Here is a 25,619-nt window from a genome sequence, read left to right as displayed (position 1 = left end):
GAACGCCCGGGTGGAACGCGAATCCGTTCAGGTTCGTTCAGGACACCCGCGAAACTGAACGGCCCGTTCAGGAAAACGGGGGCGGCGGAAAGGGACAGCAGAATGTCGCAGCACCGACGCATTCTATCGGCGTTTTGCTAACGAAAACAGTCATTTATCGGGGAAAGCAGAGGGCCCGGATGAGCTGGGCAATAGGCGGAAAATCGGGAATTACCTTGTATCTGCCCCAATTGCCGCTTAACTGGAGATGAACAACGGCCTCGTAGACCGGGGTGCCACTGGAAAAAAGGAGGGTCGCCATGTCGATCGCACCGTTCCAACGCCTGCCGGGTTCCTCCGAGAGTTGGGGAGCCGACGCGCTGTCAGCCGAGCCCTGGCTGATGCCGATCAGCGACCGCGTGAGCCGCGACGAGACCACCGCCGAGGCGCTCATGAGCGCGGTGAAGCAGTCCTCGCGCCGGTTCTGGATCGCGGCCAACGCGCTCTGCGCCGTGCTGGCGCTGCTGCTGACCGCCCAGGTCGCGACCGACTGGAACAGTCCGGTCGCCCGCCCGGCGGCCACGGGACAGGTCGCCGACGCCTCGCCGCCGACCATCGCGGCCGAGAAGGCCTCGCTGCAGCACTGATCTTTATTTCGAGTTCAGCTATTCTGGCGCGCCGGCTCCCGGCGCGCCTTTTCCATGTCCGGCGTCTGCGTCTGGCGTAAGCTGGCCGCCATGGCGTTGAGGCGGGCCTGCGGGTCCTCGGGCTGGATCACGCCCGCCGACATCACCAGCTTGGCCGCGTCGTCCACGCTGATGCCGACCTCCACGATCTCGGAGCGCGGCAGGTAGAAGAAGAACCCCGTGGTCGGGTTCGGCGCGCAGGGCAGGAACACGCCGACATAATCGTGCGCCCCGCCCTCCTTCGCCTGGAGCGCGTCCCGCACCTCGGTCGCGGCGGGCGCGGACAGGAACACCACCGACCACGTGCCCTTCACCGGGAACTCCACGAGCCCCACGGTGCGGAACGAGGTGCCGTTGGCCGAGAACAGCGTCTCGAAGATCTGGCGCAGGCCCCGGTACAGCCCGGAGATGACCGGGGTGCGCGCGAGCAGCACCTCGCCGAACTCGATGACCGAGCGCCCGACGAGGTTGGCGGTGAGGAAGCCCAGCATCGTCAGGGCGACGAAGGCGATGACGAGGCCGATGCCGGGCAGCGAGAACGGCAGGTAATGGTCCGGCAGGTAATTGGCCGGCACCAGCGGCTTCACCCAGCCGTCGATCAGCGCGATGAACCACCACGTGATGTAGATCGTGATCGCGAGCGGCCCCGCGACGATGATGCCGGTGAGGAAGTAGGTCCGCAGCCGCCCTCTCGCGCTGACGCGCTTCTTCGAGGACGCGGCGTCCGGGGCCTCGGGGATCGGCGACAGGGTGGGCGCCACGCATGCACCTCGGGCGACGGAGCCGGGACGATGGACGTGTCTTCCGCTTGTCCCCGGGCAGAGACGTAGCGGCTGGGGCCGGGCGGCTCAAGGCTCGAACGGCCGCGCTGCGCCGTGGAAGATCGCGAAAAAATCGATGGCGCGCGAGGCGACTTGATCGAGCGTGGCCGGCCCATACCTCGGCCTTTGGGCCCGCGAGGCCCTGCGTTTACGGAGGACACGCCATGCACGTCACCATCGAGCAGGCCGAGAAGGCGATTGAGGCCGCCCGCGTCAAGGCGGTGGAACTCGGCACCCAGATGTGCATCGCGGTGGTCGATTCCGGCGGCAACCTCAAGGCGTTCCACCGCATGGACGGCGCTTGGGTCGGCTCCATCGACATCGCCCAGAAGAAGGCCAAGACGGCGGTGTTCTTCGGCATGAAGACCGGCGCCATCGGCGGGCTGTCGCAGCCCGGCGGCTCGCTCTACGGCATCGAGCACTCGAACGACGGCCTCATCACCTTCCCCGGCGGCATCCCGATCGTCGATTCCGACGGCGAGATGTCCGGTGCCATCGGGGTCAGCGGCTCCTCGGTGGAGAACGACGACGCGGTGGCGCTGGCCGGCGCCCAGGCCGTCGGCGATACGGAGCTGCCGGACCACCCCTGGCGGACCTGATTCTTTTCTTTTGTAAGTTCGAGGGTCGCCTCGGACCCGCCTCGCAATGACGGTGTGAGCGTCGGGGCCGGGCGTTCAGCCCGTCCCCTCACCCCTTCCGCGCCCGCCGCGGCCACGGCGCCTCGGGCATCGGCGACGGGGCGATCCCGTTGGTCGGGCCGCCGCGACACCTGCCCGATCGGCGGCCGGAGCGGTTCGATCTTGGCCCGGAGATCGTCGGGAAGCAGAAGTCGGTCACGCTCTGCCCACTGCTTCGTATCGTTCTGCTGAACACTCCAAGCAGAAGTTGTGCAGGTGGAGCTTGCGGTGGCTGTCGGGCGTCTCCGGCCGAGCCACAGCGTCGACCGGCACCTACGATGGTGCTTCGACTTTATTGGCGGGCAAAAGCTCCCTCTTGATGAGATCTTGCGGTGCCGTTTTCGTCACGAAAATTCTAAAATTGAATTGATTCTTGTAAGGACCGCATGAGCCGACTGAGTGCGGTCGGGCAAATTGTCATTTCCGCCTCCGAAAAGCAGAATAATACAGTGTGTAAAAATACGTAGGCGGTCGTTCCGGCTTGGCAGCAGGGCTGCGCTTGCTATGTCTCGACCAATGTGGGTTTGCAGGAGGATTGAACATGGCGAAATATCTGACGGCCGCGTGTGCCACCCTGGTCGCCACACTGAGCTTTTACGGCAGTTCGACGGAGGCGAGTGCCGGCTGCCGGGGATGCGGTCCGGTGCCTCCGGTCTATAATTATCGTACCGTCAACAAGGTCGTGAACAGGACCCAGTTTCGCGACGTGCAGCGCACGCATTACGTGCACAGAACCCGCCACATCTTCAATATCACGCGTGTGCAGCCTATCGTGCGCGTCCACACGGTCACGCGCGTTCACCATCACAGCGTCCCGGTGACCCACAACGTCAACGTCTCCCGGGTCCAGCATCTGCCGGCGCATTACGTGCATACAAGCAGCGTTCGCAACATTCAGCACGGCTGCGGCTGCAACTGAGATCCCGCATCGGCGGGCGGCGCCACGCCGCCCGTTGACGGGTCACTCGCGACTCGCCGTTTTCGGCCCGACCACCAGACAGGCCCTGGGGCAGACCGGCGCTCGACCGAGAAGCCGGCCGAGCGCCGCCTGCGGGCCGGCGCCGCAGAGCTTGCCGAGAAAGCTCCGGTCCTCGCTGCCGATCTCCGGAATGCCGCAGGAGGCCAGCATCGTGCGCTCCGCCTGATCCCACAGGGACACGAAGGCCGTCCTGATCGGCCGATCCCTGAGGGCGGTCCACGTCGCCGTGTTCTGTCCGGCCGCCTCCACGTAGAGCGCGACGAAGCTCATCAGCGCCGCCAAGCCGTCGCGATGGGACAGCTGCACATCGGGGTTGCGCCGGTCGGCCAAGGCGATGGCCGTGTCGAGATCGTGCGTGTAGGCGTTCAACTCGTCGAGCAGGTAGCGGAAATCGGACGCCGCGGTGGCGTTGCCCGGTTGCAGGTACGTGGAGACGAAGACGCTCGGGCGGAACTGGTGGGCGATCCTCGACGGTGCCGGCAGCGTCCTGTTCTCGGGCGGACGCTTCAGCATCCCACCCCCGATCAGCGGGTAGGCGTCCGCCTCGCCCGTGATGTGGTGCAGCGACTCGTGCACGGCCGTCGGCAGGCCGTACTGGGCGTCGTCGCAGTCGAGCCAAGCGTGGAAGAAGGCCTTGTCGCCGACCTGCTGGAAGACCGCGTAACCGTTCGGCGAGGCGGCTTTCAGAACCTTGATCGCTTGCGCCTTGCAGTCGCCGGCAGCCGCGGGCTCGGCGCTGAAAACGGCAGCCGCCTGCAAGGCGAGGCCGCACAGGACGGCCCGGACGACTCGGCGCATCTGTCGGTATCCCATGAGATGACGACGATGCGCGCGGGATGGTTAACGCATCGTTTCGGGCCGATGCTCTAAGACCTCGTTTTTGCCGCGCATTCTTTCGCCGAACCGGTATCCACTTCGTCGGAAAGCGCTCCGAGGCGGGTCTCCTGGCTCGCGGGTCGGGGGCCCGGCCTCGCCTTCCCGGTGCGCGGCACCAGTGATCCGGACGGCAGGGGTTCGCCGCTCACAGTTGCGGGGGCAGCTTCGGCCTCGCTCCGCAGAGCCCACCGAATTCCCTCTTTGCCCACGGACCGAAACCCGTGGGAACCTTGGCCCTGTCAACCGCGCCGATAGGGCCGGCCCGGTCGATACACTGTGGCGCATAATGCAACAGTATTACATCTTTTGTGGCCATCGGGACACAGGCGACTCGGCCCGCCGGTCGACCGGCGTCGCGCGATGGCTCGCCTCTCCTGTCACATCGATGCAACAGCGCTGCGAATTGAGTCCATCATTTTAATTATTCCAAATCATACCTTTCCGCCCCACAAAGTTTTCATTCGAAATGCCAACGTCTTGGCCGGCCGAAAAGACCAATTTGGAAGCTATTTAAACTATCCGACCATCTGCACAAGTCTTGCTTCATAGCTCACGCGACCGCAGGAGAACGACGGCGACGCGAGGGGCCGTGGGCGACAGGACTTGGGGAATGGACGGCATATCGGTCGATGCGCTTCATCGCCGCGAGGGATCGAAGCTGCAGCGCTTCCTCCTGCGCCGGCTCGGCAACCCGACCGACGCCGCCGACGCGACGCAGGAGACCTATCTGCGCATGCTCGCGGCCCTGTCGCGCACGCGGGTGGAGCACCCGACCGCGTTGCTGTTCCGGATCGCCCACAACGTCGCGCTTCGCACCCGCAACCGCCGCCGGCTCGAGCAAAGGCTGTTCGCCGACGAGGGCGAGGTGGACTTGGCGGAGGCCGTCGACGGCTTCGCGCTGCCCGAGCGGCAATCGATCGCGCGGCAGGAACTGAAGCGCCTCGCCGCAGCGGTCGATGAACTGCCGCCGCGCTGCCGCGAGGTGTTTCTGCTGAGCCGGTTCGACGGTCTCGCGAACGGCGAGATCGCGACGCGCCTCGGCATCTCGCGCAACATGGTCGAGAAGCACATCATCAAGGCGCTGCTGCAGTGCCGCCGCCGGCTCGACGATTTTTGAGACCACGACCTCAGGATGTCGGCGCCTCGTTGATCTAAAGGTCGGAGAACATCGCCGGGCACACGGCGGGATCCGGGGGGAGACGGCGTGGCCGGCAACGAAGATACCGACACGGGCGACGACCCGATCCTCGAGGCCGCCGCGGGCTGGGTCGCCCGCCTGTCCTCCGCCGATGCCACCGAGGCCGACCGGGCCGCGTTCGAGGCTTGGCGGGCCGCCGACCCGGCCCATGCCGGAGCCCATGCCGAGATGGAGAGCCTGTGGCGCCGGCTCGGGCAGTTGCCCGACCGCCGCCCGGCGCCGTCCGGGGCGCGGCGCGGGCGGGCCTCCAAGATCGTGCCGGCCCTCGCCGCCGCGGCCCTACTCGCGGGCGCCCTGTCCTACCAGTACGGCCTCATGGATCGCCTGCGGGCGGACCTGTGGAGCGGCGTCGGCGACATCACCCACGCGACGCTGCCCGACGGCAGCCGCGTCGATCTCAACACCGACACCGCCCTGGTGCTGCGCTTCACCGCGGGGGAGCGCCGGATTACGCTGCTGCGCGGCGAGGCGAGCTTCGACGTAGTGTCGGACCCGAGCCGGCCGTTCACCGTCGAGGCCGGGGGCTTGAGCGCGCGGGCGGTCGGAACCCGCTTCTTCGTGCGCGCCGACGGGAGCGACAGCCCGGTCGGCGTCGCCGAGGGCCGCGTCGAGGTCGCGGAGGCGGGCCGCCGGGCCCTGGTCTCGGCGGGCCAAGCCGTCCAGCGCGGCGAGGATTCCTCGCTGACCGCGACGGCGGCGAACGTGGAGCGCGGCCTAGCGTGGCGCGAGGGCCGGCTGCTCTTCGCCGGCCAGACGCTGGCGACGGTGCTGACCGAACTCGGCCGCTACCGCCACGGCCGCATCCTCCTGCTCGACCGCCGCCTCGGCGAGCGGCGCGTGACCGGCGCGTTCGATGCCCGCGATACCGACGAGGCCCTCGACGCCGTCGCCGCCACGATGGGCGCGCGGGTCCGGCGCGTCTCGCCCCTGCTGGTCCTCGTCGGATCGCCCTTCTGAAAAAAAGTCGGCGCCCGACGTCAGGAGATCGCGCCCCCGTTGATCTTGATCGGTGAGGAGCGAGAGAACGCGAAGCGCGCCGCCCCTCGACGGATCGATGGGGCACGGACATGGCGTTACGAGTCGGCAGGGTTTCACGGGGCCGGATGGCGGCGATGGCGCTGGCCGGCGTCTCGTGCGCGGCGATGGTGCAGGCCGCCGCCGCGCAGACGCCCGCGCCGGCCCTGCGCTCCACGAAGGCGGGGACCAGCGTCCGGCTCGCCATCCCGAAGGGCCCGCTGGAGAGCGGCCTCGTCGCCTTCACCGAGCAGGCCGGGGTCAAGCTGGTCTATCCGACCGCGCTGACCGCGACGCTGGAGACCGGCGGCGTCGAGGGCGAGTTCTCCCCGCTCGACGCCCTGACCCGGCTCCTGGACGGCACCGGCCTGATCCACCGGCCGGCGGGCGCCTCGACGATCACGCTGATCAACCCGCGCTACGTCCAGCTCGGCCCGGAGCCGACGACGGCCGTGCGCCTCGAAGAGTTGAGCGTCGCGGGCGAAGGCGGGGGAACCGTGATCGCCGCCGGCCTGCCGCCCCGCTCCGGCACCGTCGGCCAGCCCCCGGTGCCCTATGTCGGCGGGCAGGTCGCGACCGGAACCCGGATCGGCCTTCTCGGCAACCGCTCCGTCATGAAGACGCCGTTCAGCACCACCGGCTTCACCGAAAAGCTCATCCGCAACCAGGAGGGGCGCTCGGCGGCCGACATCGTCACCAACGACCCCTCCGTGCGTTCGGACGCACCCGTCTTCAGCGACCGCGACTCGTTCTTCATCCGCGGCTTCTCGGTCACCAGCGTCGACACCGCTTTCGACGGCCTGTTCTACCTCGCGAACCCACGCCGGATGCAGCTCGACGGCATCGAGCGCGTCGAACTGCTGAAGGGGCCGACGGCGCTGCTCACCGGCGGCGTCGGCCGCGTCGGCGGCACGATCAACCTCATCCCCAAGCGCGCCTACGACGAGCCGCTGACGCGGATCACCAACTCCTACTTCAGCAACGCCAATTTCGGAACGCATCTCGACATCGGCCGCCGCTACGGCGACGCCAAGGAATGGGGCGTTCGCTTCAACGGCGCCTATCGCGCGGGCGACACGGCGCTGGACAACCACGCCCTCGAAGTGGGCAACGCGACGCTCGGGCTCGATTATCGCGGCGAGCGCTTCCGCGCCTCGCTCGACATGAGCCATCAGCGGCAGAACGTCACCGCGCCAGCGTCGCTGTTCAGCGCGGTCGCGCCCGGCATCGCCATCCCCCGCGCCCCGAACGGCCGGATCAACACGGCGAGCCGGTTCGAGTACAACGACAGCGTCTACGACATGGTCGCCGGCCGGGTGGAGTACGACATCCTGCCGGAGACGACGGTCTACGTCGCGGGCGGCGTCAGCCGCTTCCGCGAGAACTCGCTGTCCTCGTTCTTCACGATCACCGACCCGAACGGCAGCGCCCTCAACTCCTACGCGATCGCGCCGACCGGGATCGAGGGCTATACCGGCGATGTCGGGTTCCGCAGCCGCTTCGAGACCGGCTTCATCGGGCATTACCTCACGGTCTCAGCCGTCGAAGCCAACAACAAGATCTTCCGGAACGGCTTCATCCCGGGAGCCTTGGGCTTGCCGCAGAATGTGCCGACCAACATCTACGACCCGACCTACCTCCCGTTCGGCAGCATTCCGAACGTCTTCCCGCGCGCTGGCGCGCAGCCGCTCCAGGCCGACGGCCTGTACCGCAGCGTGGGCATTTCCGACACCCTGTCCGTCATGGACGACCGCATCCTGCTGACGCTCGGCGGTCGCTTCCAGGAAGTCGTCTCGAAGGCATTCCAGACCCGGCCGGGCGGTGTGTTCCCCGTGGGGACGCAGACGTATGGCTACGCCGAGGGCCGCTTCAGCCCCGCCGTCGCATTGGCGGTGCAGCCGTTCGACAATCTCACGCTCTACGGCAACTACATCGAGGCGCTTCTCGAGGGGCCGACCGCGCCCGGTGTCGGCGTGGACAACCCCGGCGCGGTCTTCGCTCCGATCGTGAGCAAGCAGAAGGAGGTCGGCGTCAAGATCGATTTCGGTACGGCCATGCTCACGACCGGTCTGTTCGAGATCGAGCTGCCCAATGCCTTCGCTGTCCCCTCCGCCGCTCCCGGGCGGCTGCCGATCTTCGGGGTGAACGGCCTGCAGCGCAACCGTGGCGTCGAGGTCAACCTCTACGGCGAACCCCTGGAAGGCGTGCGCCTGCTCGGCGGCGTCTCTTTCATCGATGCGAAGCAAGCCAAGACGGCGGGAGGCACCTTGGACGGCAACGACGTGCCCGGAGTGCCGGACACCTCGATCAGCCTCTATGGGGAGGTCGATCTGCCGCCGTGGATGCTTCCGGGACTGACCCTGACCGGCCGCGTCCTCTATTCCAGCAGCGTGTTCTACGATCCGGAGAACACGCAGGCCGTGCCGGGCTGGACCCGGTTCGACGCGGGTTTGCGCTATGCCTTCGAGGGCTATGCCGGCAGGCCCGTCTTGCTCAGGGCTACCGTCCAGAACCTGTTCGACGAGGCGTATTATACCTCGGCCGCGCGGGGTTTCCTCGGTATCGGCGCGCCGCGCACCTTCATCCTGTCCGCATCGGTCGATTTCTGAGGCCCGATGGCCACACGCGACAGACCGATCACCCTGCGCGAGCGGGCCTCCGTCGCCGGCCGGGTCGTGCTGGCGGCGGGGGGCGGCTACGGGATCGCGGCGCTCAGTGCCGCGCTCCTGTCGCTCGCGCTGCCGCTGGCGCGGCCCGAGGCGGTGGCCGCCGCGACGCTGGCGAGCTTCGTCTTGATGCCCGCCATCGTCGTCGCCGTCTTCGCGATGCGCTCGCTCCGGCGGGCGGCGCTCATGCTGGCGGGCACGGCCCTCGTGCTCGGCAGCGCGCTCGCGCTCGCGATGCGGGGCGCGCCGTGAAGGGCCGCTTCCGCCCGTCGATGGCGTGGTTGCACACGTGGTCCGGCCTCGTGGTCGGCTGGGTGCTGTTTGTGATCTTCGTCACCGGCACCGCGAGCTACTACCGCGCCGACATCACCCGCTGGATGCGGCCCGAACTGGTGCAGGCCGCGCCCGTCGCGGCGGCCGAGCTGCCGAAGGCCGCCGAGCGGGCCGTCGCCTATCTGGAGACGCATGCGTTGAAGGCGAGGACATGGTTCATCGGGATGCCGCAGCCCGACCGGCCGCTCCTCGACCTGTTCTGGCGCACCCGCCCCGGCGCGCCGCCCGGCCACGTGCTGCTCGATCCGCACACCGGCAGAGAGGCGATGGTGCGCGACACCGAAGGCGGCGACTTCCTCTACCGCTTCCACTACGAGCTGCACCTGCCGCCGCTCTGGGGGCGCTGGATCGTCGGCTTCTGCGCGATGATCATGCTGGTAGCGCTGGTCTCCGGCATCGTCACCCACAAGCGGATTTTTGCCGATTTCTTCACCTTCCGCCGGGGCAAGGCCCCGCGGCGCAGCTTCCTCGACGCGCACAACGTCACCGGCGTGCTGGCGCTGCCGTTCCACCTGATGATCACCTATACGGGCGTCGTCGCGCTCACGACGTTCTACATGCCCTGGGGCGTCACGACCGCCTACAAGGGCGACACCCGCGCCTTCTTCGCGGAGGCCGGCTGGATCACGACGCCGCGCCCGCCCGTCGGGCGACCCGCCGCGCTGGCCCCGGTCGGGCCGATGATCGCGCAGGCGCTCGCCACCGTGCCGGAGCGGCTCGAACGGCTGACCGTCACGAATTTCGGCGACGCCGGGGCCACCATCGTCGCGCTGTTCGAGGAGCCGCACGGCCTCGCCCACACCCCGACCCACATCGCCTTCGACGGGGCGAGCGGGGCGCTGCTGGAAATCCGCGGCGGCGACCTGAAGCCCGCGGCCAAGACGATTTCCACCCTGATCGGCCTGCACGTGGCGCATTTCGCCGATACCGGCTTGCGGCTGCTGTTCTTCCTCTGCGGCGTGATGGGCTCCGCCATGGTGGCGACCGGCCTCGTGCTGTGGTCGCTCGCCCGGCTGCCGAAGCCGGACGCGACACCGTCCTTCGGGCTGCGCCTCGTCCAGGCGCTCAACATCGGTAGCATCGCCGGCCTGCCCGCGGCGGTCGCCGTGTACTTCCTCGCCAACCGGCTGCTGCCCCTCGGGCTCGCCGACCGCGGGGAGTGGGAGATCCGTGCCTTCTTCGCCGCCTGGATCGTGGCGGCCCTGATCCCGCTCGCCCGGCCGCACCGCCGGGCCTGGAGCGAGATGTCGATGCTGGTCGCTGGCCTCTGCCTCGCTGTCGTGGCGGCCGACATCGCCACGGTCGAGGCGCATCCCCTACGCCGCCTCGGCGAGGGCGAGGCGCTGTTCCTGTGGTTCGACGGGGCGATGCTGGCGCTCGCCGCCCTGTTCGCCTTCGCCGCCCGGAAGGTCGCGCGCCACCGGGGCCCGTCCCGCTCCGAGCCTCGGCGCGAGCCCGTGCTCGCGGCCCCGGCGGAGCGAGCTTGCGCATGACGCCCGCGATCCTCGCGCTCGATCTCGGCCTGAGCTTCGCCGCGCTCGTCGCGCTCTGCCTTAGCCTGAACCGGCACCATGCGGAGATCTCTGGGACCAGGCCGAGCGGGCGGCGGGTCGCCCTGCTGCGCGTCCTCGGCTGGGCCGGCCTCGCGCTCGGCCTGCTCGTCGCCGGGGAGGCGGAGGGCTGGAGCTTCGGGCCGGTGCGGTGGGTCGGCGCGCTGTCGGGCGCCGGCGCCGGCCTCGTCCTGCTCCTCTCCTACCGCCCGCGCCTCGTCGCCCCGGCGGGTGCCGCCGCCCTCGGCCTCGCCCTGGCGGGGGGCGCGCTCCTGCACGTCGCTTGACCGCGGAGTTCGCGTCGGATCGACGGGCTCGACCCAGGATCATCGGGTCAGTCGGCGAAGGCCCCGCTCGCCCGTTGCTCCACCGCGATCTGGATCAGTCCGGCCCGCGTGGCGACGCCGAGTTTGTTGCGCATCACCGCGCTGGCGTTGACGATGGTGCGGTAGCTCACCGAGAGCGTGTCGGCGATGGTCTCGTAGGATTTGCCCCGGCTCATCAGCGAGAGGATCTGCAGCTCGCGCACCGACAGGGTCGCGAGCGGCGCGGGCCGGACCGTCCGGTTGAGCATCGCGACCTCGGTGGCGAGCGCGTGCGGCAGGCTGACCCGGCCGGCGCGGACCGCGGCGAGCGCGTCGAGGAAGGCGCCGCTGCCGGCATCCTTCAGCACGAAGCCGAGCGCGCCGCCCTCCAACGCGCGGGCGACCACGATCGGGTCGGCGTGCATGCTGAAGGCGAGGATGCGGACCTCCGGCTCCAGCGCCTTGAGGCGCCGGATCAGCGACAGGCCCGAGAGGCCGCTGTCGCGGAAGCTCAAATCGGTCACGACGAGGGGCGGCCGATGGCGGTGGAAGGTGCGGAAGCCCGAGACGATGTCGGTGGCCTCATGGATCGTGCGGAAGCCGGCCTGTCCGGCGAGCGAGCGGACGCCGCCCAGCACCACCGGATGGTCGTCGACCACGAGGAGGGCGTTCGCGCGGTCGCATGCCGGGACGGGGCCGGCGGGGGCGGAGACGGGTCTGTCGATCAGGGCTGTGGTCACGGTTGGGGCGTCACCCGGATGTCGTGAGTGGTGAGCTGCGCCAGCGCCGCCTCGTGGTCGGCGCCCTGGGCGCGGGCGTTGTAATAGTGCTGGACCATCTCGCCGTAGAGGCTCTTGTGGCGACCGCGCATCTGCGCGATGCCGCCGAGGCCGTCGATCAGCCGGCGATAGGGCTCGGGCCTGCCGATCTCGGCGAGCATCTGCCCGAGCTGCACCGTGCGGTTGGCCATCATCCGCGGGTCCTCGACGAAGCCCGTGCGGGCGGTCCTGAGCGAGGCCCGCATCGCCGCGACCTCGGGGGCGTCGTCCGCCAGCGGGCGGCCCGCCTCGCGGCCGGCGAGCCAGCGGGCCGGGTCGGTCCCGTCGGTCGGGGTGAGCCAGCCGGGCAACTCGCCCTCCGCGGTGCGGGCGACGACCGACTGGCCCTCGTCCTGGCTCTCTTGCCGCGGCTCCTCGCTGCCGCAGGCGGCGAGAAGCAGCGGCAGGAGCAGGAGGGACCGCTTCATCGGCCGCCCTCCCCCGCGACCGTGAGGCTGCGCGGCCCCTCGGCCACGGGCAGGCGCGCCACCACCTTCAGGCTCGTCAGATCGATCACGCTGACGTCGTCCGAGAACCAGTTGGCGACGTAGGCGCGGGCCGCCCCGCCCTCGCCCGCCACCACGATCCCTTCCGGGTAGCGGCCGACGCCGATGGTCGCCGCGATCTTCATCGTCTGCGCATTGAGCACCGTGACGGTCCCGGCGCCCTGGTTGGTCACCAGCACCCGCGCCCCGTCGGGGCCGACCGCGACGCCGTAGGGCATCGCCCCCGCCGGCACGGTGGCGACGGGTTTCAACGCGGCGGTGTCGATCACGGTGAGGCTGTTGCCGCGCACGTTGCCGACGTAGAGGCGCGCCTGCGCCGGGTCGAGCGCGAGCGCGAACGGCGCCTCGCCGACGGGGATCGTCGCGATCCGCTCCATCCGCGCGGCATCGATCACGCTGACCTGACGGCTCTCCCGGTCGGCGACGAACAGCCGCCCGGCCCGGTCGAGGACGAGATGCGCCGGATCGCGCCCCGTCGCCGCGGAACCCTCGACGCGCCCGTCCTCGGCGGAAATGCGATCGACGCGGTGGCCCGACCAGTCGGTGGCGAACACCGTCCTGCCGTCCGCCGAGGCCGCGAGGCCGAACACCTGGCCGGCGTAGGATAGGCGCCGCAGCACCCGGCCGGTGCCGGCCTCCGCCACCGTGATCGCGCGCCCGTCGGGATGGCTGAGGAACAGCAGCCGGCCGCCCGCCGCCACCGTCGCGGGGGCCGACGGCACGGCGGCGCCCTCAGTGACCGCGCCCGCCTCGATCCGCGACAGCCGCGCCCCCTGTTGGCTCGCGACCCAGACCGTGCCAGCGAGCGCGGGCGCGCCGGAGAGAGCGAGAAAGAGGGCGGATGCCATGAGGGGACGGCTCCGCTTCGGTCGTCTCGGCCTCTGCCCGTCATTGCGAGCGATAGCGAAGCAATCCAGCGGCGCGACCTTTCCGGATCGTGCGGAGCCCTGGATTGCTTCGGCTTCGCCTCGCAATGACGGCGAGAGGGAAGCACCGTAGCGATCGACCCGAGATCGCATCATTGCGTCGCCTTGCCCCCTTCCGCGGCGGCCTTGAGGCCCTTCAGCCCGTCCGAGAAGAAGCGGTTCATCGCCTCGCGGCCGGCATCGTCGCTGAGGTCGGCCGGCGGCTCGTTGCCGGTGTCGCCGCGATAGAACCGGCCCATCCACTCGACCTTCGAGCCGTCGCCTTCCGGCGAGACCGTGAAAGTCGCCGAGTAGGAGGAGACCGGCAGCGCCTTCAGGTCCGGCTCGCCCGACATGCGGTAGGAATAGGTGCGCGCCTCCGCCTTCCACTCGTCGAGGCCCTCGGTGAGGGTGCCGCCGCTCTTCAGCGTGAGGGTGCGGCTGCCCCCATCCTTGTTGCCCCCCTGGCCCTCGGCCTTGGCGATGTCCGGGTGCCATTTGCCGATGCCGGCGAAATCGCCCGCGAGCTTCCACACCGCGTCGGGGCTCGCCTTGATCGTGATCGACTGGCTGACCTTCTGCGGCGTCGGGCCGTGGGCGAGCGCCGCGGTGGCGGCGAGCGCGAGAGGCCAAGTCAACGAGGCGCTGAGGAACGAGAGACGCATGGTTACATCCTAGTGGGCTGAGGGGAGCGGGCCGGCCGCAGGCCCGCGAGGAAGGCGGCGAGCGCCAGCGCGAGCGCGAGGCCGCCCAGCAGCGGTCGCGGATCGATCCGTCCGGGCAGCGGGCGCGGCGTCGCGGCGGCCATGAGCGCGGCGGCGAGGCCGTCGGGCCCGTTGAGATGGGCGTAAGTCAGCCCGGTCTGCGAACCGAGCGCATTCAGATGCGGCTCGCGCACGGAGGACAGGTGCTCGGTGCCCCTCGCCGCGGACGCGCCGAAGGGGGCGTTGCGCGGGTTGTAGCCTTCGCGCGATTCCGCATCCTCCGGCGGCGGGCCGAAGCGGTTCTCCTGTTGCACGTCGGTCTCGCCGTAGAACCCGGCCTCCCGACCGCGGTCGTTGTATTTCGGGATCGGCGACAGGCCGTGCCCCCCCGCCCCGACGATCAGGCCGCGCACCGCGCCGGGCCGGCCGTCGAACGGCGGCAGTCCGGCGGAGGGGAGCGGCGGCGTCTCCTGCCCGTCGGTGACGAACAGGAGGTCGGTGTCGAGTTCACCCGCCATCTGCACGGCCCGGTGCAGCCCCGCCGCGACGCGGCTGTCGCCCTCCCAGGCCATGCGCCAGTCGAGCCCGGCGAGCGCGCCGTCCAGCGGCGCGAAGTCGGCGCAGACCTCGATCGGCGTGAACAGGAGGAACGGGCGGCGCTCGGTGAACAAAGCCAGCGCGAGCCGCGAGCCGCAGGGCAGCTCCGCCACCATCCGCCGAAGCGCCGCCTTGGCGATGTCGAGCCGGCTCGCGGGTTTGCCGTCCAGCGTGTAGTCGCGCACGTTCATGCTGCCGGTGATGTCCACCACCGCCAGCACCGCGACGCCGGAGCGGGTCAGCGGCAGCGGCCCGGCGACGACGGCGGCCAGCGCCAGCACGAGGGCGGCGGCGAGCGCCTGGAAGCGGCGGTCGCGCAGGTTCTTTCGCAGCGGCAGTTGCCGAAGCGCGCTCACGGCCCACCCCGCGGTTGGCCGGGGATGTCGGTCCAGATCTGCTTGGGCTCGGCCTTCAGCTCGTCGCCGAATTTGCGGTCGAACTCGGGAAAGTCGCGGATCAGACGCGAGGCGACGTCGAAGTTGAACTTCGCGTCCCAGAAATCCGGCCGCGCCTGGAGCGCCCGGCGGTAATCCTGGCGCGCCAGCGTCACCTGCGGCCCGGCCTTGTCGAGATCGCCCCGGCCGATCAGCTCGAAGGCCTTTCGCACGCGGGCGTTGGCGAGCACGTAGCGGGCGCGGGCCGCGCCGTCGGTCGCGCCGCTGCGGTCGAGGCTTTCCAAGAGCGGTTCGGCTTCCTCCGGCCGGTCGCGCGCCGCCAGGAATTTGACCCGCGCGACGAGCAGCGCGGCGGGGACGTCCGGGGCGACGGCGATCTCGTGCCCGGCCTCCAGCGCGGCGATGGCGGCGTTGGTCCGCGACGCGTTCCAGGCGGCGACACCTGCCGCGACGGCGCCGGCGAGCAGCAGGATCGGCAGCAGGACGAGCAGGTGCGGGCGCACGGTCCGCCATGCGGTGCCGAGGCCGGCGGTGAGGCGGGTGCGCCACGAAGCGGTGGGGTGCGCAACGGTGAGCGAGGTCATGCGGCCTCCCGGTGATCGATGGGGCTACAGAACCGGGCGCGGGTCCCCTCCCCCTTGCGGGGAGGGGTTCGGGGTGGGGGTGGTTCAGGATGGAACGGAGCGGTGCCTCCTGCACCACCCCCACCTCCTCCCTCCTCCCCGCAAGGGGGAGGAGAAGCGCCCCGTCCGGCAACACCGGAGCGGTCCGAACGCGTCGGCCGCGGGCGGAGATGTGGCATGCACGCATGCACGGGAAACCGGCTCATGCCGCCCTCCTCCGCTCGGCCCGCTCCGGCACGACCGGCGCGGCGCGCTCGCCCGAGGCGCGCGAGCGCTCTCTCAAAAAATCCGCCTCCGCCAGCTTGGCCAACACCAGCACCAGCAGCCCGAGCACGGCCGCCGCGTAGGCGTACCCGGTCAGATCCCGCCGCGGGCGGATCTCGGTGTAGGGGATGGGGTCGCGCTCCAGCGCCTCGATCTGGCGCACGGCGCCGGCGACCGCTTCGGCGCCCTCGGCCTCGAAGGCGCGGTAGGGCACGGCGAGGCTCTTGAAGAACAGGTCGAGATGGCGCTCCGGCGCCGCCTGGGGCGTGTCCTCGCCCGCGGGCTTGTCGTGGATCGAAGGGGAGCCCTTGGTGCGCAGAAAAAGCCAGTAGAGGTTGGGGCGCACCTTGGCGAACTCGGCCCGCAACTGCGCCTGGATGCGCGGATCGATCACCGCCGCCCCGTCGGAGACCAGCAGCAGCGCGCGTGACACGCCGGGCGCGGCGGGGCCGAACTGCGACAGCGCCATGCCTAGACCCCGGGCGACGTTGGTGTAGTCGAGGCCCGGCCGGTCGATGGCGGCGATCGCCGCGCGCACCGCGTCGCGCCGGTCGGTCATCGGCACCACCAGCATCGGCGCGGTGGAGAAGGCGGTGACGGCGAAGAGGTCGTGGGCGCGCTCGCCGACGAAGGCGCCGAGGATGCGCCGGGAGGCCGCCGCCTTCGATTCCTCCTCGCCCGAGGGCTGACGGCCGGCAAACGTCTCGTTCATGCTGCCCGAGCGGTCGATCAGCATCGACACCTGCGCGCCGATGCCGGTGCGGGTCACGCGCTCCCCCGCCCGGTAGGGGCCGGCCAGCGCCACGATCAGGCCGGCCAGCGCCAGGATGCCGGCCCCCGTCAGCACGGCGGCGAGGGCCGCCGAGAGCGGGTCGGCGGGTGCGGCCGAGACCGCGGAGATCGCGGTACGACGCGTCGCCGAGCGCAGCAGCGGCAGCAGCGCCAGCGGCAGCAGCCACAGCAGCCAGGGCGTCGCGACGCCGAGGGAGGCGAACGGCGCGCCCATCAGGCGCTCCGCTCGGCAGCGGCGAGGCGGGCGAGCAGGGACTCGACCTCGCTCATCGGAAAGGCGCGGGCGGCGGCCTCGGTCTCCCGGCCGAAGAACGCCCGCCGCGACGCCGCGAAGAATTTTTTGAGACTTTGCTCCTGCCCGCGGAAGGCCGGGTGGTCCGCGAGGAACAGGGAGAGGTCGTCGGCGAGCACCCGGCGGCCGGCGGTCGCGTCGAGGGCGCGGTGCAGGATCAGGAACACCTCGCGGGTGAGGTCGTCCCCGTGCGCCTTGCGCTTCACCCGGCGCAACGCCTTCAGCCCGAGGGCGAAGGGCCGCCCGCGGCGCGGCGCGAACGGGCCCCAGGCGCGGTCGCGGGCGAGCGGCACCAGGGCGAGGCATGCCAGCGCCAGCAGCCCGAGCGCCGTGACGGTGGCGGGCTGCGGATCGAGGCGCGGGGCGCGCCCGTCGGGCAGCAGGTACTCGGCCGGGTCGTCGCGGCGCTCGGGCTGCACCGCGCGCAACGGCGAGACGCCGATCTTCCAGGCCGGCACCTGCGCCGTCGCGGTGGTGAGCCCGCCCTGGCCGTCGCTCTCGACGGTGAGCGAAAAACCCGGCACGTCGAGGGTGCGGGAATCCAGCGCCGCGTAGAAGTCCTGATAGGTCAGGCGCAGGCGGATCAGCGTGGCATCGCCCTCGCGCCGCTCCTCCACCGCGACCGAGCGCAGGTCGAGCCAATAGGTGACCGGGCCGGGTTTGGGCAGCGACGGGCGCTGCACCGTGAAGCCCGGATCGACCCGGATGTCGGCCTGCACCTGCACGAGGTCGCCGAGGAAGTAGCCGAAGGCGCGCGGGACCCGCAGTTCGACGCCGCGGACCTGGGCGAGCGCGGGCACAGACAGGACGAGCGCCGCGAACAGCACGAGGCTGCCGAACGACCGCCGCACGATCCACGCGCGCTCTCCTCCCCCTTGCGGGGAGGAGGGAGGAGGTGGGGGGGGTGCAGGAGACACCGCACCCTCCGCATCCTGCCCGACCCCCACCCCTACCCCTCCCCGCAAGGGGGAGGGGAAGAGCGCGGGACGGCCGGCGCCAAACCATGCTCGGCTGAGGATCGGAGAGAGCCGCATCGTCACGTCGTCAGCAGGTGACGGGTCAGCGCTTCCGCGTCGAAGCGGTCGGCGAGACGGAAGGGGGGGCGGGCGAAGGGGGTGCAGAGGGCGCGCAGGGTCTCGATCCGGGCGGCCTCGCGCTGGCGCCAGCGGCGGCGCAAGCTCGGGCGCAGGAACACGAGGCGGCGGCCGGCGCCCTCCAGATCGTCGAGTTCGACGAGGCCGAAGGCCGGCAGGCCGTCGTCCTCCGCCGTGTCGGCGAGCAGCACCGGGGTCACGTCGTGCAGCGCCAGCGCCGAGAGGACGCGGGTGATCGTGGCCTCCGGCCAGCGGAAATCCGAGACGAGGAAGACGAGTTTCGGCCGGCCCGCGAGCCGGCGCGCGGCCTCCATCAGCCCCTCGGCGCTGGCGCCCGCGCAGGCGGCCTCGCCGATCCGGGCGGCGGCCAGCGTCGCAGCAGTTCGGTGACGGGTGGCCGGCAAGAAAAGGTCTTCGCGGAAGGTAGCGTCGGCGGCCATCAGGCCGAAGCCGTCGCCGATGCGCGTGGCCGAGCGGGCGAGCGACGCGCAGAGCGACGCCGCGAGCCCGAGCCGGTCGGCCCGGCCGCGGAAGCGCATGGAGGCCGAGAGGTCGATCAGCGCGTAGGTCTCGACGGGGCTGCGCGCCTCGAACCGGCGCACCGCCACGCCCTCAAACGGATCGCGCAAGGAGGCCCGGATATCGATGCGCCGGGCGTCCGGCAGGCGCAGGAAGCTCACCGTGTCGCGGAACGTGCCGAGCCCCCCGGCGTCGCGCCCGCGATGGGCGCCGACCCGGTGGCCGCCCGGCCGCCAGCGCGGCCAGTAGACGATGTCGGCCCCGTCGTCTCGGGCGCTCACGGGGCCGGCACCGTGTCGAACACGGCGCGGATCAACTCGGGCACGATCTCGGCGCGGCGCATCTCGTAGACGGGCTCGAGGAAGACGCGGTGCGCCATCACCTCGGGGAAGACCGCGCGGATGTCCTCCGGCACCAGCCAGTCGCGACCCTCCAACCACGCCCGGACGCGTGCGGCGCGGACCAGAAAGGCGACGCCGCGGGGCGAGGCGCCGCCCTGGACCAGTCGCTCGATGTCGATGCCGGACAACCGGATGCCCGCACTGGCCGGGCGCACCAGCGCCTCCCACAGGCCGACGACGTAGGCCTCGATCGCGGCTTCCGCGCGGACCGAATGCTGGATCGCGCTGGCGATGGCACCGATGCGGTCGTGGTCGAGCACGCTTGCTCCGACGGCGTCCATCAGGCGGTCGGTGTCGTGGAAGCGCGGGTCGAACACCAGCGCCCGGCGGGCCTCGGCGTCCCGCGGCGCCTCCATCCCGATCTCCATCAGGAAGCGGTCGCGGGCGGCGGCCGGCAGTTCGAAGGTCTCCTCGCGCTCGACGCGGTTGCGGTCGGCGAAGACTTGGAGGTTCGGAAAGCGGTACTCGCGGTTGAACGCCGCAACGCTGCGCTCGGCCATGATCCGCAGCAGCAGCGCGTGGACCTGAGGCCGGGCGCGGTTGATCTCATTGAAGAAGAAGACGGACAGATCCTGCGCCTGCCGCAGCACCGGGCCGGGCTCGACCCGCGGGCGCCCGTCCTCGCCGAGGTAGGTGTGATAGATCAGGTCGGTCGGCATCATGTCGACCGTGCCCTCGACGCGCTCGTAGGCACCGCCCAAGGCCTTTGCCACCGCGCGCAGCAGCGTGGTCTTGCCGACGCCGACATCGCCTTCGAGCATGACGTGGCCGCGGGCGAAGATCGCGATGGTGACGAGGCGGATCGCCCGCTCCTGGCCGACCACCGCCTTGGCGATCTCGCGCTCGAAGCGCGTGGCGGCCTCCCGCCAGTCGGTCAGCATCGCGTCGCCGGGGCGCAGGGTGTTCATTCGCCGGATGGGCCCTTTTTCGTTTTTACGGGCGCAACGCGCCCCTCCCTCTCTCCTCCGCGGGAGAGGGTGGCCCCCAAAGGGGGGCGGGTGAGGGGCTGGCTCCGCACTTTCCGGAAGCGTCGCTCCCCTCTCCCGCCCGCTCCGCGGGCACCCTCCCCCGCAGAGGGGGAGGGTTTTTCGCGCGCGTGCGTGTAAAAAATCAGTTCGCCGCGATCTTGCTCACGTCGTATTCCCACTTGCCGGTCTTCTTGAAGTTGTCGACGCGCTTCTTGTTGCGCTCTTCCATCTGCTTGATGGAATCGGCCTGCTTGTTCAGCTCCTTGGGGTCGTGCTTGGGGTCGTACTTCGAGCCGGCGATCTTGTCCGGGAAGCCGGGCTTGGGCTCCCAGCAATTGCCCGGCGCCTTGCACTTGGTGCCGTCATAGGCGGCGGCGGGCGCGGCGAAGCCCGCGGCGGCGATGACGGACACGGCGGCGATGAGCACGGTCTTCATGGTTTCCTCCGTTTTTTGGATGTGTCGGTCGCGAGCTTCCGCCCGCCCCCGCGGTCGCGCCGGTCGAGGACCGGCCCCGAACCCCGATAAGGATCACTCCTCCAGCGGCTTGCACTGGCCCTTGGCGTCCTTCGGGATGACTTCGCCCTGCTTGTAGGGCGTGTAGTTCGACTTCTGAGCATCGCTGAGCCAGAGCGCGTCCTGCTTCGGCCCCGTGTAGAGATGGCGAATCCAGGCGATGGTCTGCAGCATCTCGTCGGGCGTCAGGTTCTCGTTGTGCGGGCCCATCATGCCGTTGGCGCCGCCGAAGATCGTGGCGAACAGGCCGACATCGGTCGTGTTCGACGGGTAGGTCCAGTAATTGTCGTTGAGGCCCGGCCCGAGCTTGCCCTCCGCCAAGTGACCGTGGCAGCCCGAGCACGAGGTGGCGAACAGGCTCTCGCCGTTCCGCAGGCACGACTTGTCGTCGATGTAGAGGTTTTCGCCGGTCTCGAGGAACTTCTTCACGGCGGGTGTGTCGCGGCCGCCTTCCTTGCCCTGGCTGACGTCGAGGGTCTCGCCTGTCACGGTGTTGCGGAACACGACGCCCGATTGCGGGGCCGATTGCGGCTGGGCGAGCGCGGGAAGACTCGCCGCGCCGAGGACGAGGAGGCTGGCGAGGGCGGTTCCGATCGTTGTTGTTCGCGTCATCGGGATGAGTGTCGCTTCCTGAGATCTTTTGGGATTTTTCTTGGGTCGAGCCGATCAGTTCGAGACCGGGAGGACGGGCACGCCCTCCTCCTTCAGGATCGCCTCGATGCGGGGCTTGGCCCGGGCGATGGCCGCGTCGAGTTCGGTCTTCAGCGCGGTGTCGGCGCGGCGCACGCCCATGGCCTGGTCGAAGCTCTGGGGCATCTTCCGGCCGTCGCTGCGGGTGGTGTCGTCGGGCACGCGCGTCACGCGCAGCTTGGTCGAGGAATCGCGCACGTAGCGGGCGACGTCGGGCCCGAAGGCCACCGCCACGTCGGCCTTGCCGGTGGCGACCTCGGAGACCATCCGGCCCGGATCGATCTGCGTGTATTGATTGCGGGGCGCGCGAAAATTCACCAGCGAGTAGAGGTAGGCCATGTCCTCCTCGTAGCGGCCGATGTCCTTGAGCATCGCCTCGCCGGGGGTGCCGAAGCCGACCACCATGTGGTCGATCTCCTTCAGCCGCGGATCGCTCCAGGACTGGATGTCGAGGTCGCGGTCGGCGCGGGTGATGAAGACGTAGCCCGAGCGGTAATAGGGCTTCGTGGTCAGCACGCGCTCGTCGTCGGCGTCCAGGCCCACCACCACGTCGCAGGCGTTCTTCTCCAGCCCGTCGCGCACGAGGTAGATCGCAGGCTTGCCGATCCAGACGAACTGGGCCTTGCGGTCCATGGCCTCGGCCACCGCGGTGGCGATCCGGTTCTCCAGCCCCGAGCCGTCCTTCATCGAGAGCGGCGGCTGCTCGGCGGCGCAGATACGCAGGGTGCCGGCCTCGGGTTTGGCCGAAGGTGTCGCGGCCTTCTCCTGCGCCGGGGCAGGCCCGCCGAGACCGAGGAGGGCGGCCAGGACGGCAGCGGGGGCGGTCGCGCGGCGGCGTCCGTTCGCGAGCGGCATCGTTCGTTTCCTCTGAGATTCTTTTGGGTCGTCGTCTCGCAGAGACGGTTCCGGTGCCGGCTTATGCTGCCGTCATCCGGGGGCTTGCCTTTTCGCCGGAGGCGGAAGGCGGGAGCGGCGCGGCTTCGAGGGGGACGAGAGCCGCGCCGTCCTTGAGTCCTCCCTCTCTCCCGCAGGAGAGAGGGAGGTTTCCGTGCGCCTTACTTGGCGGCCGACTTCCACTCGCCGACGTTCGGATCGTCGTAGGGACCCTTGCCGTCGAGGGAGAACACGATCACGCCGCCGCCCATCTGGGTGTAGTTGGCGAGCTTCTTGAAAGCGCCCACCGCGCCGAGGCCGGCGGTCGGGTCGGCGAGGTCGAACACGAGGCCCACGCCCGGCCAGCCGCCGACGCCGTAGTAGATGGCGACGTACTGCGTGCCCTTATGGGAGTAGGTCATCGGGTAGCCGATGGCACCGGACGGGATCTTGAACTTCCAGAGAAGATCGCCGTTGTCGGAGTCGCGCGCCTTCAGGTAGCCGTCGAGCGTGCCGTAGAAGACGAGGTCGCCCGCGGTCGCCATGGTGCCGCCCCACACCGCGAAGCGCTCCATCTTCTCCCACTTGTACTCGCCGGTGATCGAGTTGTACGCCTTGATCTGGCCGAGTCCCTCGTAGTTCTGACGGTCGCCCTTCGGGCCCGGATACATGTTCAGCGTCGCGCCGACGAAGAACTGACCCGCACGGTAGGGGAGCATGAAGGGCTCCCAATCCATGCAGATGTGGTTGATGCCCATGAAGAACAGTTCACGCTTCGGATCGTAGGAATCGTGACCCTGGTTGTGGTAGCCCATCGCCGAGGGGCAGATGTCCTTGGCGAGGTGATCCATCCGGGTGCCGTATTCCGGATCGCGCACCGGCTGGCCGGTCTTCAGATCGACCGACTTGAACACGTTGACCGTGTCGTCGAGCTTGTCGGCCGAGACCAGCGAGCCGTCGGTGCGGTCGAGGGTGTAGACGATGCCGTTGCGGTCCGGGTGGGTCAGCAGCTTGCGGACCTTGCCCGACTTGTCCTTCTGCTCGGACAGCATCATGACGTTGACGCCGGCATAGTCCCATTCGTCGTGCGGGGTCTTCTGGTAGCCGAACTTGGCTTCACCCGTGTCGGCGTCGCGGCCGAAGATCGTCATGGTCCACTTGTTGTCGCCCGGACGCATGGTCTCGTTCCACGGCGCCGGGTTGCCGGTGCCGAAGTAGATCAGGTTGGTGCCCGGATCGTAGGCGTACCAGCCCCAGTTGGTGCCGCCGCCGATCTTCCAGGCGTCTCCTTCCCAGGTCGCGGTGCCGAGGCCCTTCTGGCCGTAATGGGCGTTCTTGACGTTGAAGTCGTCGGCGAGCAGCAGGTCCTTGTCCGGGCCCGTCGCGTAGGCGCGCCACACCTGGGCGCCGGTCTTGACGTCGTAGGCGGTGAGGTAGCCGCGCACGCCGAGTTCGGCGCCGGACGAGCCGATGATCACCTTGTCCTTCACCACGTAGGGGGCGATGGTGAGCGTCGAGCCGACCTTGATGTCGGAGTTCTCGACCTTCCACACCGTCTCGCCGGTCTCGGCGTTCAGCGCCGCGACGTGGCCGTCGAGCTGCGTCTTGAGGATCAGCGCCGGGGTCTTGCCGTCGCCCGGCCAGTAGGCGAGGCCGCGGTTGACGAGGTCGCAGCAGGCGACCGCGCGGGCGGCCGGGTTCTGCTTCGGCTTGTCCTGCCACAGGATCGTGCCCGGATCGTCCAGGCCCAGCGCGAACGTGTTGTTCGGGAACGAGGTGTGGATGTACATCTTGCCGTCGACGACGAGCGGCGCGCCCTCGTGGCCGTTCAGCAGGCCGGTGGAGAAGGTCCAGGCCGGCCGGAGCTGCTTCACGTTGCCTTTGTTGATCTGCTTCAGATCGCTGAAGTTGTTCGAATCGTAGTTCTTGCCGGGCATCACCCAGTTGTCGTCGTTCTTCGACAGCTCGACCAGCTTGTCGTTGGCGAACGCCCCGCTCGACAGGGCCACCGGCGCGAGCGCCAGCATCGCCAGTGCCGAGACCGATGTCACGTATCTGCTCATCCTGCGTCTCCTCGCTCAACCGCCACGCCTTTCGGCCTCGCGGCACCACTCAGATTTCTCAAGTCCGAGGTCCAGGCTCGCTTCCGAGTCGATCGGGGTCCGCGTCGTATCTCTAAGCATTACCTTAGAGCAAGGCGGCCTTATGAAAGACTTATTAGCGCCCCTTCGCCCATAATTTCTATGACTTTATTGGAGGATATGTCTTCAGGTGGTCGGACATTTGTTGGCAGGAGCATAAGGCAAACTTAAGTTTGCCGTCCGGTAGGTGCAGTGCACACTTGACCGACTTTGCTCTGCGCGCCACCACTTCGCTGCAACGGGCCTTCGCGAAGCGGCCCGACCGGGAGCCGGGGAGACGTCTGGTCCATGGGCGGAAGCGGTTCGGCTCTTCTGCGATCCCTCTGCCGACCCCGCGCGGCACGCGTCTGGCTGGCCGGGCTGGCGGCGGGGCTCGCCCTGTTCGCGGCGCGGGCGGCCGATCGCATCGATGTGGAGGAGACCGGCGCGCTCTATCCCCGCGACGGGCGCCGCGACCTCACCGCCGAGGACCGCCGACGCTTTCCCGGCGCGGGCGTGCTGTGGTGCCGCCGCCCCGACGGGGTGCCGCGCAAGGCCGCCGCCGCTTGGCTGATCGGCGCGCCGACGCTGGTGATGCTGAACGCCCACAACTTCCGCAACCGCCAACTGGAGACGACGCGGATCGTGGCGGATTGCTACTTCCAGATCGGCGGGCGCAACTACGACTTCGTCGCCGACAGCCTCGCGCTCGGCGTGGCCCGCGACGCCGAGCGGCTGCACATCACCGACGACTGGGCGCTCCTGCGCCTCGCCCAGGCCGCCGAGGCGCCGGCCCAGCCCCTCCCCGAGGCGCCCCCCGATCTGACGACGGGCGACATGACGCTTCACGTCACCATGGTCTCGCCGGGCGGCCACGGCAACTACTCAGGCGAGGCCAGCCTGGAGACCTGCACGATCCGCCGGGTCGATCCGCCGACCGAGGGCGGCACGCGGCGTGCGCGCCACGATTGCAACGACGGCTACGGCGGCTCAGGCTCGGGCCTGTTCGACGAGGCGGGCCGGATGGTGGCGATGCAGAGCGCCTCGCTCTCGATGAACTCACGCCACGCCTTCGATATCGAGTTCCATTACGGCTCGGCCCTGCTGATCGAGGGCGCCCTGCTCGACGCCCTGCGCGCGGCAGTGAAACGGCCCGATGCCGTGCCGTGATGCGGGCTGCGCCGAGGCTATCGCGTTCCGGCGGCCTGACGGGGCCGGTGCCGTTCCGAGGAACCGCCGATCCCTGCCGCAAGAATTGCCGGTTTATCCCGGGACCGGCGAGACCGTATACCTGTCCAATCGATTGATTTGATTTACGGATTGCCGAATCTACCCGGGTCTTGACGAGTCGCGATTCGTCCTGCTCAAGTCACGCCGGGTGAGAACGGGACAGCCGCATCGCCACCGGACACGTGCGTTTCGACCGACCCGCGGCCGATGAGCGTGTCCGGGATCCCGCG

The 25,619-nt window shown here is 69.9% G+C and carries 26 protein-coding genes and 1 riboswitch; of the genes, 10 read left to right on the top strand and 16 right to left on the bottom strand.

Annotated features, from left to right (window positions below):
• Window positions 1-299: 299 nt before the first annotated feature.
• Window positions 300-626, top strand: a complete 327-nt coding sequence (locus AAHG03_RS02405) for a hypothetical protein (RefSeq protein ID WP_342148471.1) — start codon at window positions 300-302, stop codon at window positions 624-626.
• Between the two features lie 14 nt (window positions 627-640).
• Here AAHG03_RS02405 and AAHG03_RS02400 read toward each other — a convergent pair whose 3' ends face one another.
• On the bottom strand, window positions 641-1,426 hold the full coding sequence (locus AAHG03_RS02400; protein WP_342148469.1) for a DUF502 domain-containing protein: 786 nt from the start codon (window positions 1,424-1,426) through the stop codon (window positions 641-643).
• 224 nt (window positions 1,427-1,650) lie between these two features.
• Here AAHG03_RS02400 and AAHG03_RS02395 point away from each other — a divergent pair, with 224 nt between their 5' ends.
• Window positions 1,651-2,085: a GlcG/HbpS family heme-binding protein gene (locus AAHG03_RS02395; RefSeq protein ID WP_342148467.1), complete on the top strand. Its 435-nt coding sequence runs from the start codon at window positions 1,651-1,653 to the stop codon at window positions 2,083-2,085.
• A 619-nt stretch (window positions 2,086-2,704) separates the two neighbouring features.
• A complete protein-coding gene (locus AAHG03_RS02390) occupies window positions 2,705-3,082 on the top strand; it encodes a hypothetical protein (RefSeq protein WP_342148465.1) in 378 nt (125 codons plus the stop codon).
• Window positions 3,083-3,124: 42 nt separating this feature from the next.
• Here the strand turns inward: AAHG03_RS02390 and AAHG03_RS02385 are convergent, their stop codons facing one another.
• The gene (locus tag AAHG03_RS02385; protein WP_342148463.1) at window positions 3,125-3,940 is read right to left on the bottom strand and encodes a hypothetical protein; all 816 of its coding nucleotides are present in this window, start codon (window positions 3,938-3,940) and stop codon (window positions 3,125-3,127) included.
• 119 nt (window positions 3,941-4,059) lie between these two features.
• Window positions 4,060-4,266: riboswitch (cobalamin riboswitch) on the bottom strand.
• 362 nt (window positions 4,267-4,628) lie between these two features.
• Here AAHG03_RS02385 and AAHG03_RS02380 point away from each other — a divergent pair.
• The 6 genes from AAHG03_RS02380 to AAHG03_RS02355 all read left to right on the top strand — a co-directional run bounded on the left by AAHG03_RS02380 (window position 4,629) and on the right by AAHG03_RS02355 (window position 11,066).
• Window positions 4,629-5,135, top strand: coding sequence for an RNA polymerase sigma factor (locus tag AAHG03_RS02380; protein ID WP_342148462.1), 507 nt, complete (start codon window positions 4,629-4,631; stop codon window positions 5,133-5,135).
• Between the two features lie 87 nt (window positions 5,136-5,222).
• Window positions 5,223-6,173, top strand: a complete 951-nt coding sequence (locus AAHG03_RS02375; RefSeq protein ID WP_342148460.1) for a FecR family protein — start codon at window positions 5,223-5,225, stop codon at window positions 6,171-6,173.
• Between the two features lie 155 nt (window positions 6,174-6,328).
• The gene (locus AAHG03_RS02370; protein WP_412759704.1) at window positions 6,329-8,839 is read left to right on the top strand and encodes a TonB-dependent siderophore receptor; all 2,511 of its coding nucleotides are present in this window, start codon (window positions 6,329-6,331) and stop codon (window positions 8,837-8,839) included.
• 6 nt (window positions 8,840-8,845) lie between these two features.
• Complete coding sequence (locus tag AAHG03_RS02365; protein ID WP_342148459.1) at window positions 8,846-9,148, top strand: iron transporter; 303 nt, start codon at window positions 8,846-8,848, stop codon at window positions 9,146-9,148.
• On the top strand, window positions 9,145-10,722 hold the full coding sequence (locus AAHG03_RS02360; protein ID WP_342148458.1) for a PepSY-associated TM helix domain-containing protein: 1,578 nt from the start codon (window positions 9,145-9,147) through the stop codon (window positions 10,720-10,722). Before AAHG03_RS02365 ends, AAHG03_RS02360 begins: the two co-directional genes overlap by 4 nt.
• Window positions 10,719-11,066 (top strand): DUF3325 domain-containing protein, encoded by a 348-nt coding sequence (locus AAHG03_RS02355; RefSeq protein ID WP_342148456.1) that lies wholly within the window; start codon window positions 10,719-10,721, stop codon window positions 11,064-11,066. The genes AAHG03_RS02360 and AAHG03_RS02355 overlap by 4 nt, the downstream gene beginning before the upstream one ends.
• 47 nt (window positions 11,067-11,113) lie before the next feature.
• Here AAHG03_RS02355 and AAHG03_RS02350 read toward each other — a convergent pair whose 3' ends face one another.
• The 14 genes from AAHG03_RS02350 to AAHG03_RS02285 form a co-directional block, all read right to left on the bottom strand.
• Window positions 11,114-11,809 carry a response regulator transcription factor gene (locus tag AAHG03_RS02350; RefSeq protein ID WP_342148577.1) on the bottom strand — a complete coding sequence of 232 codons (696 nt, stop codon included), beginning with the start codon at window positions 11,807-11,809 and terminating at the stop codon, window positions 11,114-11,116.
• An 11-nt stretch (window positions 11,810-11,820) separates the two neighbouring features.
• Window positions 11,821-12,330 (bottom strand): MxaH protein, encoded by a 510-nt coding sequence (locus AAHG03_RS02345; RefSeq protein ID WP_342148455.1) that lies wholly within the window; start codon window positions 12,328-12,330, stop codon window positions 11,821-11,823.
• Window positions 12,327-13,256, bottom strand: coding sequence for a YncE family protein (locus AAHG03_RS02340; protein ID WP_342148454.1), 930 nt, complete (start codon window positions 13,254-13,256; stop codon window positions 12,327-12,329). Before AAHG03_RS02340 ends, AAHG03_RS02345 begins: the two co-directional genes overlap by 4 nt.
• 170 nt (window positions 13,257-13,426) lie before the next feature.
• Window positions 13,427-13,978 carry an SRPBCC family protein gene (locus AAHG03_RS02335; protein WP_342148453.1) on the bottom strand — a complete coding sequence of 184 codons (552 nt, stop codon included), beginning with the start codon at window positions 13,976-13,978 and terminating at the stop codon, window positions 13,427-13,429.
• Window positions 13,979-13,980: 2 nt separating this feature from the next.
• On the bottom strand, window positions 13,981-14,970 hold the full coding sequence (locus tag AAHG03_RS02330) for a vWA domain-containing protein (RefSeq protein ID WP_342148452.1): 990 nt from the start codon (window positions 14,968-14,970) through the stop codon (window positions 13,981-13,983).
• A complete protein-coding gene (locus AAHG03_RS02325; RefSeq protein ID WP_342148450.1) occupies window positions 14,967-15,593 on the bottom strand; it encodes an MxaK protein in 627 nt (208 codons plus the stop codon). The genes AAHG03_RS02330 and AAHG03_RS02325 overlap by 4 nt, the downstream gene beginning before the upstream one ends.
• A gap of 241 nt (window positions 15,594-15,834) precedes the next feature.
• Window positions 15,835-16,902, bottom strand: a complete 1,068-nt coding sequence (locus AAHG03_RS02320; protein ID WP_342148449.1) for a vWA domain-containing protein — start codon at window positions 16,900-16,902, stop codon at window positions 15,835-15,837.
• Window positions 16,902-17,834: a nonribosomal peptide synthetase MxaA gene (locus AAHG03_RS02315; protein WP_342148575.1), complete on the bottom strand. Its 933-nt coding sequence runs from the start codon at window positions 17,832-17,834 to the stop codon at window positions 16,902-16,904. Before AAHG03_RS02315 ends, AAHG03_RS02320 begins: the two co-directional genes overlap by 1 nt.
• Before the next feature lie 182 nt (window positions 17,835-18,016).
• The gene (locus AAHG03_RS02310; RefSeq protein WP_342148448.1) at window positions 18,017-18,874 is read right to left on the bottom strand and encodes a DUF58 domain-containing protein; all 858 of its coding nucleotides are present in this window, start codon (window positions 18,872-18,874) and stop codon (window positions 18,017-18,019) included.
• Window positions 18,871-19,902, bottom strand: a complete 1,032-nt coding sequence (locus AAHG03_RS02305) for an AAA family ATPase (protein ID WP_342148446.1) — start codon at window positions 19,900-19,902, stop codon at window positions 18,871-18,873. The genes AAHG03_RS02310 and AAHG03_RS02305 overlap by 4 nt, the downstream gene beginning before the upstream one ends.
• 202 nt (window positions 19,903-20,104) lie before the next feature.
• Entirely contained in the window at window positions 20,105-20,398 is a 294-nt protein-coding gene (locus tag AAHG03_RS02300) for a methanol dehydrogenase [cytochrome c] subunit (protein ID WP_342148444.1), read from the bottom strand.
• A 93-nt stretch (window positions 20,399-20,491) separates the two neighbouring features.
• Window positions 20,492-21,088, bottom strand: a complete 597-nt coding sequence (gene moxG, locus AAHG03_RS02295; RefSeq protein WP_342148442.1) for a cytochrome c(L), periplasmic — start codon at window positions 21,086-21,088, stop codon at window positions 20,492-20,494.
• Window positions 21,089-21,142: 54 nt separating this feature from the next.
• Window positions 21,143-22,021, bottom strand: coding sequence for a methanol oxidation system protein MoxJ (gene moxJ / locus AAHG03_RS02290; protein WP_342148438.1), 879 nt, complete (start codon window positions 22,019-22,021; stop codon window positions 21,143-21,145).
• A 200-nt stretch (window positions 22,022-22,221) separates the two neighbouring features.
• The gene (locus AAHG03_RS02285) at window positions 22,222-24,102 is read right to left on the bottom strand and encodes a methanol/ethanol family PQQ-dependent dehydrogenase (protein WP_342148436.1); all 1,881 of its coding nucleotides are present in this window, start codon (window positions 24,100-24,102) and stop codon (window positions 22,222-22,224) included.
• A gap of 366 nt (window positions 24,103-24,468) precedes the next feature.
• Between AAHG03_RS02285 and AAHG03_RS02280 the strand changes: the two genes are divergently transcribed.
• The gene (locus tag AAHG03_RS02280) at window positions 24,469-25,329 is read left to right on the top strand and encodes a S1 family peptidase (protein ID WP_342148435.1); all 861 of its coding nucleotides are present in this window, start codon (window positions 24,469-24,471) and stop codon (window positions 25,327-25,329) included.
• Window positions 25,330-25,619 lie beyond the last annotated feature (290 nt).

The sequence above is a fragment of the Methylorubrum subtropicum genome (assembly GCF_038442325.1).
Classification (GTDB): Bacteria; Pseudomonadota; Alphaproteobacteria; order Rhizobiales; family Beijerinckiaceae; genus Methylobacterium; species Methylobacterium subtropicum.
The sequence above is the reverse complement of the archived record's forward strand: the minus strand, read 5'-3'. Positions and strand labels throughout refer to the sequence as shown.

Excerpts from the sequence above, each read along its gene's own strand:
- AAHG03_RS02325 (WP_342148450.1), bottom strand. The coding sequence starts at position 15,593 with ATGACCTCGCTCACCGTTGCGCACCCCACCGCTTCGTGGCGCACCCGC.
- AAHG03_RS02355 (WP_342148456.1), top strand. The coding sequence starts at position 10,719 with ATGACGCCCGCGATCCTCGCGCTCGATCTCGGCCTGAGCTTCGCCGCG.
- AAHG03_RS02380 (WP_342148462.1), top strand. The coding sequence starts at position 4,629 with ATGGACGGCATATCGGTCGATGCGCTTCATCGCCGCGAGGGATCGAAG.
- AAHG03_RS02300 (WP_342148444.1), bottom strand. The coding sequence starts at position 20,398 with ATGAAGACCGTGCTCATCGCCGCCGTGTCCGTCATCGCCGCCGCGGGC.
- AAHG03_RS02340 (WP_342148454.1), bottom strand. The coding sequence starts at position 13,256 with ATGGCATCCGCCCTCTTTCTCGCTCTCTCCGGCGCGCCCGCGCTCGCT.
- AAHG03_RS02285 (WP_342148436.1), bottom strand. The coding sequence starts at position 24,102 with ATGAGCAGATACGTGACATCGGTCTCGGCACTGGCGATGCTGGCGCTC.
- AAHG03_RS02370 (WP_412759704.1), top strand. The coding sequence starts at position 6,329 with ATGGCGCTGGCCGGCGTCTCGTGCGCGGCGATGGTGCAGGCCGCCGCC.
- AAHG03_RS02365 (WP_342148459.1), top strand. The coding sequence starts at position 8,846 with ATGGCCACACGCGACAGACCGATCACCCTGCGCGAGCGGGCCTCCGTC.
- AAHG03_RS02395 (WP_342148467.1), top strand. The coding sequence starts at position 1,651 with ATGCACGTCACCATCGAGCAGGCCGAGAAGGCGATTGAGGCCGCCCGC.
- AAHG03_RS02390 (WP_342148465.1), top strand. The coding sequence starts at position 2,705 with ATGGCGAAATATCTGACGGCCGCGTGTGCCACCCTGGTCGCCACACTG.
- AAHG03_RS02320 (WP_342148449.1), bottom strand. The coding sequence starts at position 16,902 with ATGGGCGCGCCGTTCGCCTCCCTCGGCGTCGCGACGCCCTGGCTGCTG.
- AAHG03_RS02335 (WP_342148453.1), bottom strand. The coding sequence starts at position 13,978 with ATGCGTCTCTCGTTCCTCAGCGCCTCGTTGACTTGGCCTCTCGCGCTC.
- moxG (WP_342148442.1), bottom strand. The coding sequence starts at position 21,088 with ATGACGCGAACAACAACGATCGGAACCGCCCTCGCCAGCCTCCTCGTC.
- AAHG03_RS02280 (WP_342148435.1), top strand. The coding sequence starts at position 24,469 with ATGGGCGGAAGCGGTTCGGCTCTTCTGCGATCCCTCTGCCGACCCCGC.
- AAHG03_RS02345 (WP_342148455.1), bottom strand. The coding sequence starts at position 12,330 with ATGAAGCGGTCCCTCCTGCTCCTGCCGCTGCTTCTCGCCGCCTGCGGC.
- AAHG03_RS02305 (WP_342148446.1), bottom strand. The coding sequence starts at position 19,902 with ATGAACACCCTGCGCCCCGGCGACGCGATGCTGACCGACTGGCGGGAG.
- moxJ (WP_342148438.1), bottom strand. The coding sequence starts at position 22,021 with ATGCCGCTCGCGAACGGACGCCGCCGCGCGACCGCCCCCGCTGCCGTC.
- AAHG03_RS02385 (WP_342148463.1), bottom strand. The coding sequence starts at position 3,940 with ATGCGCCGAGTCGTCCGGGCCGTCCTGTGCGGCCTCGCCTTGCAGGCG.
- AAHG03_RS02405 (WP_342148471.1), top strand. The coding sequence starts at position 300 with ATGTCGATCGCACCGTTCCAACGCCTGCCGGGTTCCTCCGAGAGTTGG.